The 12,956-nt window shown below is 75.3% G+C and carries 11 protein-coding genes; 7 read left to right on the plus strand and 4 right to left on the minus strand.

Going from position 1 to position 12,956, the window contains the following annotated elements:
• Positions 1-162: 162 nt before the first annotated feature.
• From ACFWA9_RS34545 to ACFWA9_RS34555, 3 genes are all read right to left on the minus strand, one after another.
• Complete coding sequence (locus ACFWA9_RS34545) at positions 163-723, minus strand: cysteine hydrolase family protein (protein WP_380392694.1); 561 nt, start codon at positions 721-723, stop codon at positions 163-165.
• Positions 724-900: 177 nt separating this feature from the next.
• A complete protein-coding gene (locus ACFWA9_RS34550) occupies positions 901-3,153 on the minus strand; it encodes a helix-hairpin-helix domain-containing protein (RefSeq protein ID WP_380392697.1) in 2,253 nt (750 codons plus the stop codon).
• 225 nt (positions 3,154-3,378) lie between these two features.
• The gene (locus ACFWA9_RS34555; protein ID WP_352297226.1) at positions 3,379-4,359 is read right to left on the minus strand and encodes an aldo/keto reductase; all 981 of its coding nucleotides are present in this window, start codon (positions 4,357-4,359) and stop codon (positions 3,379-3,381) included.
• Between the two features lie 350 nt (positions 4,360-4,709).
• Here ACFWA9_RS34555 and ACFWA9_RS34560 point away from each other — a divergent pair, with 350 nt between their 5' ends.
• A complete protein-coding gene (locus ACFWA9_RS34560) occupies positions 4,710-5,759 on the plus strand; it encodes an LLM class F420-dependent oxidoreductase (RefSeq protein ID WP_380392700.1) in 1,050 nt (349 codons plus the stop codon).
• Positions 5,760-5,828: 69 nt separating this feature from the next.
• Here the strand turns inward: ACFWA9_RS34560 and ACFWA9_RS34565 are convergent, their stop codons facing one another.
• Positions 5,829-6,812, minus strand: coding sequence for a magnesium and cobalt transport protein CorA (locus tag ACFWA9_RS34565; RefSeq protein WP_352297222.1), 984 nt, complete (start codon positions 6,810-6,812; stop codon positions 5,829-5,831).
• A 177-nt stretch (positions 6,813-6,989) separates the two neighbouring features.
• Here ACFWA9_RS34565 and ACFWA9_RS34570 point away from each other — a divergent pair, with 177 nt between their 5' ends.
• The 6 genes from ACFWA9_RS34570 (at position 6,990) to mshC (ending at position 12,913) form a co-directional block, all read left to right on the plus strand.
• Complete coding sequence (locus tag ACFWA9_RS34570) at positions 6,990-7,703, plus strand: histidine phosphatase family protein (protein ID WP_352297219.1); 714 nt, start codon at positions 6,990-6,992, stop codon at positions 7,701-7,703.
• A gap of 311 nt (positions 7,704-8,014) precedes the next feature.
• Positions 8,015-8,584: a DUF3090 domain-containing protein gene (locus tag ACFWA9_RS34575; RefSeq protein ID WP_352297217.1), complete on the plus strand. Its 570-nt coding sequence runs from the start codon at positions 8,015-8,017 to the stop codon at positions 8,582-8,584.
• The gene (locus ACFWA9_RS34580) at positions 8,554-9,435 is read left to right on the plus strand and encodes an SCO1664 family protein (RefSeq protein ID WP_380392703.1); all 882 of its coding nucleotides are present in this window, start codon (positions 8,554-8,556) and stop codon (positions 9,433-9,435) included. Before ACFWA9_RS34575 ends, ACFWA9_RS34580 begins: the two co-directional genes overlap by 31 nt.
• Positions 9,436-9,544: 109 nt before the next feature.
• Entirely contained in the window at positions 9,545-10,462 is a 918-nt protein-coding gene (locus tag ACFWA9_RS34585; protein WP_352297214.1) for a helix-turn-helix domain-containing protein, read from the plus strand.
• Positions 10,463-10,594: 132 nt separating this feature from the next.
• On the plus strand, positions 10,595-11,464 hold the full coding sequence (locus ACFWA9_RS34590) for a carbohydrate-binding protein (protein ID WP_329486949.1): 870 nt from the start codon (positions 10,595-10,597) through the stop codon (positions 11,462-11,464).
• Between the two features lie 219 nt (positions 11,465-11,683).
• Positions 11,684-12,913 (plus strand): cysteine--1-D-myo-inosityl 2-amino-2-deoxy-alpha-D-glucopyranoside ligase, encoded by a 1,230-nt coding sequence (gene mshC / locus ACFWA9_RS34595; protein WP_352297209.1) that lies wholly within the window; start codon positions 11,684-11,686, stop codon positions 12,911-12,913.
• The last annotated feature ends 43 nt before the right edge of the window (positions 12,914-12,956 follow it).

A 12,956-nucleotide genomic window follows, 5' to 3' on the forward strand; every position in this document is an offset into this window, starting at 1 on the left:
GCCCCGGGCGGCGGAGCGGGACGCCGGGGCGGGGAGGACGGCCCGGGCCCCGCAGCTCCCGGCCGGCTGCTCGAACGCTTCGGCGAGCGCATGGTTTCGGACATTCCCGTCGGCCCCCGGGGTCGGCACCCCGGGGGCCCTCCCGGCCGCGTGGCGCGGCCGTCAGGACGTGGCGCCGAAATCGACGTCCTCGGTGCCCACCGTGCCGCCCGTCCGGCCGGGTGCCGTCTGGTACGTCCAATACAGGTTGGTGTGGGCGATGACCTGGGCCGGCGGCGGCGCACCCCAGGCGGTCTGGTCCTCGGTGGTGTGGGCATCCGCGACCAGGACCGCGTCGTAGCCCCGGACGAGGGCGCCGTGCAGGGTCGAGCGGATGCACTGGTCGGTCTGCGCGCCGGCGACGACGAGCCGGCCGACGCCGAGGTCCGCCAGGACGCTCTCCAGCTCGGTGTCCTCGAAGGAGTCGCCGTAGGTCTTCCCGACCAGCGGCTCGGTGTCGCCCGGCGTCAGCTCGGGGACGATCCGCCAGCCGTCGCTCCCCGGCTCCAGGTCCGGGTCGGAGTGCTGGACCCAGACGACGGGGACCTTCTCGTGGCGGGCCTTCGTGACCAGGCGGCCGATGTTGGCGACGACGGCGTCGCGCTCGTGCGCTTCCTCGACGACGCCGTTCTGCACGTCGACGACGAGCAGCGCGGTCCGCGGACGGCCTTCGAGTGTGGTCATGCTCTCCCCTTGCTCGTACCCGGCCACGGTGGTGGCCCCGGAGCACGCTAGACCCACCCTCCGACAGCGGACCGGCCCCGGCACCGAGGGGGACCGGCCCGGTCCCCCCTCGGCGCCCGCGCGCTAGGGGGCGTTGCCAAGCCCCGCCGGGTCCGCGCGCGACTCGGCGAACACCCCTCAGTACGCCTGGGCGGCGTTCTCCGCGAGGATCGCCCGCAGCCGGGTGGTGCGCGGCGCGGCCGGGCGTTCGGCGACGGCCTGGGGCAGGGCCGGGCCGGCCGCGTGGACCACGGAGAGGTGGCGCTCGCCGCGGCCGAACGCGGTGTAGACCCACTGGCGGGTGAGGGCCGCGCCCGCGTCCTCGGGGAGGACGACGACCGCGCCCGGCCAGCGGCGGCCGACCGCCTGGTGGACGGTCAGCGCCCAGCCGTGCCGCAGCCGGCCGGCTTCGGCCGGCGGGACGCTGCGGCGCGAGCCGTCCGGGAACTCCAGGTGCAGGCCGGTGGCGTCGCCGTCGAGCACCCGGGCGGGGCGGACGACGCCGGGGGCGGGGGAGTCCACCACGCGGTCGCCCGGGTCGAAGCCGCCGAAGCGGCCCGGGCCGGGGTTGAGGGCGGCCTTGGCGGCGGCGTTCAGCGCCCGGGTGCCGGCCGCGCCGCCGTGGCCGGGGGTCAGCAGCACCACCTGCTCGGCGGGGATGCCGAGCGCGCGCGGGATGGAGTCGGTGAGCAGCTGGATGGCGCGGTGGACGGCCTCGCCGCCGTCCTTGGCGGTCAGGATGACCACCTCCTTGTCCGGCGCCTCGACCGGCTGCAGCTCGCCGATGCCGATGCCGGAGACCAGTTCGCCGATCGGACCGAAGTCCGGGGTGCGGGAGGCCACGGAGGGGCAGACCTTGGCGGTCAGCAGGTCGGCGAAGAACCGGCCCGGCCCGGCCGACCAGAGCTGGCCCGGGTCGCCGCTCAGGACCAGCCGGGTGCCGTCGGCGAGCGACTCCAGCAGGGTCGCGGCCAGCTCGACGTCCAGCAGCGGGGCGTCCAGCACGACGAGGACGTCGAGGGCGAGCGTGCCGTCCGAGGACCGGCCGGGGCCGGCCGTGCCGGACAGCAGCTCGGCCAGGGTGGCGGCGGGCAGCGGCTCGTCGGCCGGCCCGGTGAGGGCGTCCCGGCCCTGCTCGGTCCAGGTGGCGGCCCAGGCGCGCAGACCGAGGCCGGCGGCGGCGCGGACCAGCGCGACCGGCTCGGCGCGGGCGGACTCGCCACCGGTGTGGGTGACCAGGGCGCTCTCCGCGGCGGCCCGGATCAGGGCGGTCGCCGAGGAGGACGGCGCCGCGGCGGCGGCCGCCTCCCAGGCGGCCGGGCCGGGGGCGGCGGGCGTACCGGGAGCGTCGGCGCCGCCGGCCGGGCCCCCGCCGGCCGGGCTCTCGTCGGCGCCCTCGGCGGAGGGGTCCCCGGCCGGGTCTTCGGAGGCGTCCTCGGTGGCGTCCTCGTCGGCCGGCGCGTCCGCCGCCGGAGCGGGCTCGGCCTCCTCGCCGCTCCCGCCCTCGCCGCCGTCCGCCTCGTCCGGTTCGGCCGCCTCGTCCGGTTCGTTCACCTCGCCAGACTCGTCCACGCCGGGGACGAAGGTCGACATCAGCCGGACCAGGCCGTCGGCCAGGCTCTCCTCCGCCAGGGCCAGCCGCTCCAGCGCGAGCACGGTGCGGGTCGGCGGCTCGTCGTCCTCGTCGCCGCCGGCGGAGTGCGCCTCGGCGCCGGTCAGCTCCTCCTGGAAGGGCATCGCCCGGCCGTCGACCACGGCCGACTGCAGCGCGGCGGCGGCGTCCGGCAGGCCGAGGCGGTCCAGCCCGGCCGTCACCTCGCCGATCTCCACGGCGGAGTGGCCGCGCAGGGCGGCCTGCTCCAGCAGCCAGGGCACCAGCGCCTGGGCCCGGCGGGGGTCGCCCGGGCCGGCGGCGGGGCCGAGCAGCCCGCGGGCGAAGCCGTCGGCGTGCTCGGGGCGGACGCCGGGCAGGGTCAGCACGGCCCACGGGTCGGCGCGCAGCTCCTCGGCGGCGCCGTCACCGAAGGCGGCGACGGCGGCGGGCGCGAGGTCGGTGGGCGCCCCGCCGGCGGCCAGCACCTCGGCGGTGGCCCGCAGGGCCTCCGCGCGCTGCTCGTCGGTCTCGGCCTGGTACCGGGAGGGGCGGGCGGCGGCCGGTGCCGCGGCGGGGGCGGCCTCACCCGCCGCGGCACCGGCCGGGGCGTCCGAACCGCCGGCGGTGCCCGGGACGCGCGGGGTGTTCCCGGAGGCCGGCGCGCCCGGGCGGGCCGACTGCTGCCCGACCACCCGGATCGCCTCCGCCAGCGCCGCGACGGCGGCCGCCTTGTCGGCGCCGTCCGTCCCCGGGGCCGCCGGGGACTCCTGCGGAGCGCCGTTCTCCGTGTCACTCATCGTTCGCTCCAAAAGATCACTCCACTGCTGGGGCGCCGGCCGCTCCGCGCCCGGAGCGGCCGCCGCTCGCGGCCGCCACGGGCGGCGCGCGGGGTCGGGCCCGACCGTGCCGGGGTCGAGCCGGCCCGCGTCGGGTCGGGGCATCACGTCCGTCGTCGGCCGTCGACCCTCAGTGTGTCGGTCGTCGGTCGTCGAGATCCGCCCTGTCCGGCGGCGGCGCGAGCCCTAGAGCTCGGTCCACCCCTGGTCCGGATAGCGGTGGACCGGCGACGAGATGTCGTCGAGCGCACCACGGATCTCACCCGGAAGCGTAAGCGCCTCCACTGACAGTGCCGACTGCAGCTGTGCCACCGTGCGTGCCCCGACCAGCGCGCTCGCCACCCCCGGCCGGTCCCGCACCCAGGCGAGCGCCACCGCGAGCGGGCTGCTGGCCAGCCCGTCGGCGGCGGTGGCGACGGCGTCCACGATCCGCCGCGAGCGCTCTCCGAGGTAGGGCTGGACGAAGCCGGACAGGTACGGCGAGGCGCCGCGCGAGTCCTGCGGGACGCCGTGCCGGTACTTGCCGGTGAGCACGCCGCGGCCGAGCGGCGAGGAGGCGAGCAGCCCGACGCCCGACTCCCGGGCGGCGGGCAGCGCCTCCCGTTCGAGGCCGCGCTGGAGCAGCGAGTACTCCAGCTGCGCACCGGCCAGCGGCACCCGGCCGTGGTGGGCGCGCTGCCAGGTGGCGGCGCGGGCGAGCTGCCAGCCGCTGTAGTCGCAGACGCCGACGTACCGGGCGCGCCCGGAGGTGACGGCGATGTCCAGGGCGCTGAGCGTCTCCTCGACCGGGGTCGCCGGGTCGAAGGCGTGCACCTGCCAGAGGTCGACGTAGTCGGTGCCCAGCCGGCGCAGCGAGGCGTCGAGGGCGGCGAGCAGGTGGCCGCGCGAGCCGTCGAAGCGGCGGGCGGAGTCGGGGACGCTGCCCGCCTTGGTGGCGATGACCAGGTCGGAGCGGGGGATCAGGTTGTCGGTCAGCCGGGAGAGCAGGTACTCGGCGCCGCCGTCGCCGTAGACGTCGGCGGTGTCGACCAGGTTGCCGCCCGCGTCGACGAACTCCTTGAGCTGCTCGGCGGCCTCGTGCTCGTCGGTGTCGCGGCCCCAGGTCATGGTTCCGAGGCCGAGCCGGGAGACCTGCAGCCCGGTACGGCCGAGGTGACGCTTTTCCATCGGACGGGCCCTCCACTGGCCGACAACACCGCTGATACCGCTGATACCGCTGAAACCACTCGTCCTGCTGAACCCGCCGGAACCGCTCGCGCCCCCGGCGCCGCCGGTGCCGCCCGCGCCCGGGCCGCTCGCCCCCGTCCGCGCGGGCCCGGCAAACGCGCAGGTGGGGAGAGGCGTCCCCACGTCGGCTGAGCGTAGCGGCCGGTGCCCGGGCAGATGCGCAGACCCGCAGAACGATCAGCACCCGGGTGGCGGGTCGGAATGTGGCCCAGCCCACAGCTACCGGCCAGTAGCATTTCCGCCGGACGTGCGGTTACCCTCACGGACAACCCGACTGGAAGGCATGGCAGATGCGACTCGGTATCAACCTCGGCTACTGGGGCCTCGGCATGGACGCCGACAACATCGCCGTCGCCCAGGAGGCGGACCGGCTCGGCTACTCGGTCTGCTGGGCCGCCGAGGCCTACGGCTCGGACGCGGCCACCGTGCTGTCGTTCGTCGCCGCCAAGACGGAGCGGATCGACGTCGGCTCGGCCATCTTCCAGATCCCGGCCCGCACGCCGGCGATGACCGCGATGACCGCGGCCACCCTGGACACCCTCTCGGGCGGGCGGTTCCGGCTCGGGCTCGGGGTCTCCGGCCCGCAGGTCTCCGAGGGCTGGTACGGCGTGAGGTTCGACAAGCCGCTGGCCCGCACCCGCGAGTACGTGGAGATCATCCGAAAGGCGATGTCCCGCGAGCGGCTGGTCCACGAAGGAGCGAACTGGACGCTGCCGCTGCCCGGCGGGCCCGGCAAGCCGATCAAGCTCACCGTGCACCCGGTGCGCGAGCACATCCCGCTGTACATCGCCGCGATCGGGCCGAAGAACCTGGAGCAGACCGGCGAGATCGCCGACGGCTGGCTCGGCATCTTCTTCGCGCCCGAGCAGGCCGCGCTCTCCCTCGACCCGCTGCGGGCCGGCCGGGCCAAGGCCGGGAAGACCCTGGACGAGGGCTTCGACCTCTGCCCGACCGTCACCATCGCGGTGGGCGAGGACATCGAGGCCGGGGTCGACGCCCAGCGTTCCTACGCCGCGCTCTACATCGGCGGCATGGGCAGCAAGGAGAAGAACTTCTACAACCAGCTCGCCCGGCGGATGGGCTACGAGCAGGCGGCCGACGAGATCCAGGAGAAGTACCTGGCCAGGGACTACGAGGGTGCCGCGGCGGCCGTGCCGCACGACCTGATCGACGCCACCTCGCTGGTCGGCGACACCGCCCGGATCGCGGACCGGATGCAGGCGTACGCCGACGCGGGCGTCACCACGCTGACCCTGGCGCCGGCCGGCTTCAGCCTGGAGGAGCGGGTTCGGGCGCTGCGCACCGGCGTCGAGGCGATGGAGCGCGCCGGACTGGCCTGATCCGGCGGCGCGGGGGGCACGGGCCGGCCGCTCCGTGTCCCCCGCGCCCCGCGTACGGACGGACCGGGCCTACAGCCAGTCGTGCCGCTTGAACACCCGGTGCAGCACCAGGCAGACCAGCACCATCAGCGCCACCGCCGCCGGGTACCCCCAGACCTGGTGGAGTTCGGGCATGTGGTCGAAGTTCATCCCGTACACGCCCGCGATCATGGTCGGCACGGCGGCCAGCGCGGCCCACGCCGAGATCTTCCGCATGTCGTTGTTCTGCTGCACGCTGACCTGCGCGAGGTTGGCGCTGAGGATGTCGGAGAGCAGCCGGTCCATGCCCTCGACCTGGTCGTTGGCCTTGGCGAGGTGGTCGGCGACGTCCCGCAGGTACGGCAGTGCCTCGGGGCGGACGAACGGCACGCCGCCGCGCTCCAGCCGCAGCATCGGGTCCAGCAGCGGGCCGGTGGCCCGGCGGACGGTCACCAGCTGGCGCTTGTAGCCGTAGATCCGGCCGGCGGTGTCACGGCCGACCCGGTTGGGGGCGAACACGTCGGCCTCCAGCTCGTCGAGGTCGGCCTGGAGCCCGACGGCGACGTCGACGTACCCGTCCACCACGGTGTCGCAGACCGAGTGCAGGACGGCGCTCGGCCCGTACCTCAGCACCTCCGGCTGGGCCTCCAGCTCCGCCCGGAGCTCGCCGAGCGGGCTGTCGGCGCCGTGCCGGACCGTCATCACGAAGTCCTCGCCGACGAACATCATCACCTCGCCGCTGGTCACCGCGTGCCCGCCCGGGTGGTAGCCCAGCGTCTTGAGCGAGACGAACAGCGAGCCCTGGTAGGCCTCCACCTTCGGGCGCTGACGGGCGCTGACGGCGTCCTCGACGGCCAGCGGGTGCAGCGAGAACTCCTCGCTGACCCGGTCGAGTTCCTCGACGGTGGGTTCGAAGAGGCCTATCCAGACGAAACTGCCCTTGCCGGCCGCCCGCGCGGCGGCGAGGGCGCCGGTGTGGTCCTCGGGCGCCTCGATCCGGCGGCCGTCGCGGTAGATGGCACAGTGGACGATCATCGGGCCATTGTGGCCCCTCGGCGGGAGCGGTGGCGGCACAACGCCTCGCTCTGCACGGGCGCTCCACACGACCCGGCCCCCTCCGCCGCGCCACCGGTCCGCCGCTCACCCGCCACCCGCCGCCGCGACCCCCACCCCTCGCCCGCGACCCGGCCGGGAGGCCGTACGCTGGGCTCCATGCCCACGCTGCTGCTCGTCCGTCACGGCCGGTCCACCGCGAACACCGCCGGAATCCTGGCCGGTTGGACACCCGGCGTGGATCTCGACGACACCGGGCGCGAGCAGGCCGCCGCGCTGGCCGGCCGGCTCGCCGCGATCCCGGTGGCGCAGGTCGTCAGCAGCCCGCTGGAGCGCTGCCGGCAGACCGTGGAGCCGCTGCTCGCGGTCCGCCCCGAACTCGGGCCGGCGGCCGAGGACGAGCGCCTCGGCGAGTGCCACTACGGCGAGTGGACCGGCCGCCCGCTGTCCGAGCTGGCCAAGGAGCCGCTCTGGCGCACCGTCCAGGACCACGCGGCCGCCGCCGCCTTCCCCGGGGGCGAGTCGCTGCGCGAGCTGAGCCACCGCACGGTCGACGCGGTCCGCGAGTGGAACGCCAAGGTCGCCGCCGAGCACGGCGAGGACGCGGTCTGGGTCGCGTGCTCGCACGGTGACGTGATCAAGGCGGTGGTGGCCGACGCGCTCGGCCTGCACCTCGACCACTTCCAGCGGATCTCCGTCGAGCCCTGCTCGGTCACCGCGATCCGCTACACCCCGCAGCGCCCCTTCGTGCTGAGAATGGGCGACACCGGCGACCTCTCCTCGCTCGCGCCGAAGCCGGGCGCCGGCGGCCACGGCGACCGGGGCGGCGACGCGACGCCGGCCGGGGACGCGGTGGTCGGCGGCACCGCCTGACCGACCCGCCCCGGCGCCGGCACCCGCGCCGGCCGCCGTCGCCGCGGACCGGCCCCGACCGGCGCGGACCCCGGCGGACCCGCCCCGGGTCACCGGCTCGGCTCCCCGGGCCGGGCCCGGAGGTCGTAGGGTGACTAGCGAGCCTGCCGGGACCGGCCCACCGGTGTCCGGGCGGGCGGTGGCGCCCGGACGGTCCGGCTGTCCGAGCGCCCCGCACCACAGGCAGACGACACACACCCGTCAGACGTACGACTACGCGACACCCACGCAACACCCGACATACGACGATCGAAACGATCCGGAGCGAGAGCGTGCCCCGTCAGGTCTTCTTCTACGACCAGCCCGAACGGTTCGTCGCCGGCACCGTCGGCCAGCCCGGCGCCCGGGCGTTCTACCTGCAGGCCAGCGCCCGGGGGCGGATCACCAGCGTGCTGCTGGAGAAGACCCAGGTCGCCGCGCTCGCCGAGCGGATCGATGAGGTCCTCGACGAGGCCCTGCGGCGCAGCGGCGGTGACTCCGCGATCCCCGCCGCCGCCCCGGTGGACCTGCTCGACACCGCCCCGCTGGACCTGCCGCTGGAGCAGGAGTTCCGGGTCGGCACGATGGCCCTGGCCTGGGACAGCATCGACAGCTGCCTGGTGGTCGAGGCACAGGCGGTGATCGAGGAGGACGAGGGCGAGGACGCCGCCGAGGCGGTCTTCGAGGACGACGAGAACGGCCCGGACATGCTGCGGGTGCGGCTCTCCGGCGCGATGGCCCGGGTGTTCGCCAAGCGTGCGCTGGACCTCGTCTCGGCCGGTCGCAAGCCCTGCCCGTTCTGCAACCTGCCGCTCGACCCGGAGGGCCACCTGTGCCCGCGCGCGAACGGGTACCGGCGCTGAACACCGAGACCCCACCGCAGGCGGACCCGGCGGCCGGCGCCGCCCTGGCCGCCGACGTGCCGACCGCGCTGCGCCTGCTGCGCGAGGGCGGGCTGACCGTCCACGGCCGGCTGACCGACGCCTCCAACGCCGCGCTCTACTGCAGCGTCACGCTGGGCGGCCCGCAGGGGCTGACCGCCCAGGCCGTCTACAAGCCGGTGGCCGGCGAGCGCCCGCTCTGGGACTTCCCGGACGGCACGCTGGCCGGCCGCGAGGTCGCCGCGTACGAGCTCGCCGCCGCCACCGGCTGGGCGCCGATCCCGCCCACCGTGCTGCGCGACGGTCCGCACGGGCCCGGCATGGTGCAGCTCTGGGTGGAGCCCGACCCGGAGGCGGACCCGCTGCTCGCCCTCCAGGACCCGCGCGGACCGGAGGACGGCTGGCTGCCGATCGTGCGCGCCGACGTCGGTGACGGGCGCACCGCGCTGCTGGTCCACCCGGACGACGAGCGGCTGCGCCGGCTCGCCGTGCTGGACGCGGTGCTCAACAACGCCGACCGCAAGGGCGGTCATCTGATCGCCGCCGCCGACGGCCGGATCTACGGCATCGACCACGGCGTCACCTTCAACACCGAGGGCAAGCTGCGCACGCTGCTCTGGGGCTGGGCCGGTCAGCCGCTGCCGCAGGACGCGCTGGCGGTGCTGGGCGGCCTCGCCGAGCAGCTGGACGGCGCGCTCGGCGAGCGGCTCGCCCCGCACCTGACCGCCGCCGAACTGGGTGCCACCCGCGCCCGGGTGGCCGAGCTGCTCGGCACCGGCCGCCACCCGCTGCCCTCGCAGGACTGGCCGTCCATCCCCTGGCCGCCGATCTGACCCGCACCGCCCCGCGCGGGGCCGGACCGGCGCCCGCCCGGGTCGCCGACCTGCCGACCCTGCAGCAATGGTCTGGACCGGTGCGGCGGTTCGGCCGCAGACTGCTCCGATGGACGAGCGACGGACCACCCCCCACCTGGACCTGCCGCTGCATCGCTTACAGGTCCCGCTGCCGCACCTGCTCCCGTTCGCGATCGGCAGCTTCGACGCCATCGGCCCGCTCTCCCGGGCGGCCTTCCCCCACCGGCACTCCTTCTACGAGATCGTCTACGTCACCGGCGGCCGCGGCGCCCACGTCCTGGACCTGGTCCACCGGACGCTGCAGCCGCCGCAGTTGTGCGTGATCGTGCCCGGACAGGTGCACTACTGGGCCGACGCCGACGATCTGACCGGGCAGGTGGTGCTCTTCAACGAGGACTTCCTGCTCTCCCGCCCCGACGACCTCGCCGCGCTCCGCGGCCTCTCCTCCCGGCCGGCCCTGTCCCTGGGCGAACACGCCGGGCCGATCGCCGCCTTGCTGGCCGACATGGAGCAGGAGTACCGGGCGCTGCCGTCCGGCTACCTGGGCGTGCTGCGGGCCAGCCTGCACATCCTGATCGTCCGGGCGCTGCGTGCCTGCGCGCCCGGCCCGGGCCCGGCGGTGCCCGGGCGGGGGAGCGAACTGGCCACCGCCTTCACCCGGTTGATCGCCGACCCGGGCGGGCTGCACCGCTCGGTGGCCTCCTGCGCCCAGGAGCTGGGCCTGTCGCCCGGCCATCTGCAGACGCTGGTGAAGCAGGCCACCGGCTGCACACCAGGCCGGCTGATCCGCCAGCAGCAGACGCTGGAGGCGAAACGGCTGCTGGCCTCCACCGAGCTGACGATCCGTCAGGTCGCCCGGGAGGCCGGGTTCGCCGATCCGGCGTACTTCTGCCGCTTCTTCCGACGGGAGACCGGGATGACGCCGGGGGAGTTCCGGGCCGGGGTCGGAGGAAATCACCACGATCCCCGGATCACGTCCATCGCGGCGGTCCCGGGCGCCCCGTAGGTTGGCTGCTGGCCGCCGGTGACCGGCCCGTACGGAACGGGTGGGCCGCCGGCCCGGTCCTTGTCATGCCCCCATCATGACAAGGGCCGCCCCCACCTCCCCCCCACACCCCCCCAGCGAAGGAGTCGGCGCATGCCAGCGTCCCAAGAGCCCACCGGGCCGGAGGGCCTGATCGACCGCCGGATCAGCCGCAAGACCGTCCTCAAGGCGGCCGCCGTCCTCAGTGCCACCCCGCTGCTGATCGGCGGCGGTGTCGCACTGGCCCGCGACCGGGTCGGCACCGGTGAGGCACCCGGCCTCACCCCCGCCTGCCACGACGGCGACGAGCCGACGATCGAGCAGACCGAGGGCCCCTACTTCAAGCCGAACTCCCCGCTGCGGACGTCGCTGATCACCGACAGCACCCCCGGCACCCGGCTCACCGTGAGCGGCTACGTCTTCGGCCGGGCCTGCCTGCCGATCGCGAACGTCCTGCTCGACTTCTGGCAGGCCGACGTCAACGGCGCCTACGACAACACCGGCTTCGCCTTCCGCGGCCACCAGTTCACCAACGCCCAGGGCGCGTTCACCCTCACCACCATCGTGCCGGGCCTGTACCCGGGCCGCACCCGGCACATCCACGTCAAGCTCCAGGCGCCCGGCCGCCCGGTGCTCACCACCCAGCTCTACTTCCCCGGCGAGCCGCGCAACAGCACCGACACCATCTACGACGCGCGGCTGCTGATGAACGTCCGCCAGGTCGGCTCGGCGAAGGAGGGCACCTACGACTTCGTCCTGAACGTGCCGCAGACCCCCACCACGCCGCCGACCAGTCCGAACCCCACCACGCCCACCACCGCACCCCCGACCTCCCCGCCCGGCGGCTCCTGGACCGCCGGGACGCTCTACAACGCGGGCGACCGCGTCACCTACGCCGGCGCCTCCTACCGTTGCCTCCAGGGGCACACCGCCATCACCGGCTGGGAGCCGCCGAACGTGCCGGCCCTCTGGCAGCGGTCGTAGCGGCTCCGACCGCGTCCCCCAGGGGCCGGGCGCCCGGTCGGCGGCAGGGCCGACCGGGCGCTCATCCGCGCGCCCGGAACCCGCCCCCGTACCGGGCGGACCACGTCGGGAGCCGGTCCCTATCAGTCCGGAACCGCTCGGGCAACGTCGGAAACCGAATCCAGTCGATCTTGTGTACTGGTTAGGCTTTCAAATGTTCGCGCGGTTAAAGTGATTCCCATGCATGCCTGGCCCGCCTCCGAGGTTCCCGCCCTGCCTGGTCAGGGGCTCCCCCTTCGTATTCACGACACCGCCGCGGGCGGTATCCGCGAGGTCGTCCCGCAGGACGGCACCGCCCGGATCTACGTCTGCGGCATCACCCCCTACGACGCGACCCACATGGGCCACGCCGCCACGTACAACGCGTTCGACCTGGTGCAGCGCGTCTGGAAGGACGCCGGCCACGACGTCCTGTACGTCCAGAACGTGACCGACGTCGACGACCCGCTGCTGGCGCGGGCGATCGAGACCGGCCAGGACTGGGTGGCCCTCGCCGAGCGCGAGACCGCGCTCTTCCGCGAGGACATGACCGCCCTGCGGCTGCTCCCGCCGGCCCACTACATCGGCGCCGTCGAGTCGATCCCGTGGATCGTCCCGCTGGTCCAGAAGCTGCTGGCGAGCGGCGCCGCCTACAAGGTGGACGAGGACATCTACTTCTCGGTCGAGTCGGAGCCGCACTTCGGCGAGGTCTCCGGCCTGACCCGGGAGGCCATGCGCCCGCTCTTCGCCGAGCGCGGCGGCGACCCGGACCGCCCCGGCAAGCGCCACCCGCTGGACGCCCTGCTCTGGCTCGCGGCCCGCCCGGGTGAGCCCGCCTGGGACACCGAGCTCGGCCACGGCCGCCCCGGCTGGCACATCGAGTGCGTCGCGATCGCCCTGCGGTTCCTGGGCATGTCCTTCGACATCCAGGGCGGCGGCAGCGACCTCTCCTTCCCGCACCACGAGATGGGCGCCGCGCACGCCCAGGTCGCCACCGGCGGCCACCCGTACGCCCAGGCGTACGTGCACGCGGGCATGGTCGGGCTGGACGGGCACAAGATGTCCAAGTCCCGCGGCAACCTGGTCTTCGTCTCGGCGCTGCGCCGTGAGGGCGTCGACCCGGCGGCGATCCGCCTCGCGCTGCTGTCGCACCACTACCGCGAGGACTGGGAGTGGACCAAGGCCACCCTGGACGAGGCCGTCGAGCGCCTCGCCCGCTGGCGTGCCGCGGTCTCCCGTCCGGACGGCCCGCCGGCCGAGGCGCTGCTGGCCGAGGTCCGGGAGGCGCTCGCGCGCGACCTGGACGCGCCCGCGGCGCTGGCCGCGGTGGACCGCTGGGCGGCCGGCCAGGAGGCCGACGGCGGCACCGACATCGGTGCGCCCGGCCTGGTCTCCCGCACGGTGGACGCGCTGCTCGGCGTCGCGCTGTAGGACGGCGAACGCCGGAGGGCGCCGGGACCAGCTGGTCCCGGCG

It is taken from the genome of Kitasatospora sp. NPDC059973 (assembly GCF_042737525.1).
GTDB lineage: Bacteria > Actinomycetota > Actinomycetes > Streptomycetales > Streptomycetaceae > Kitasatospora.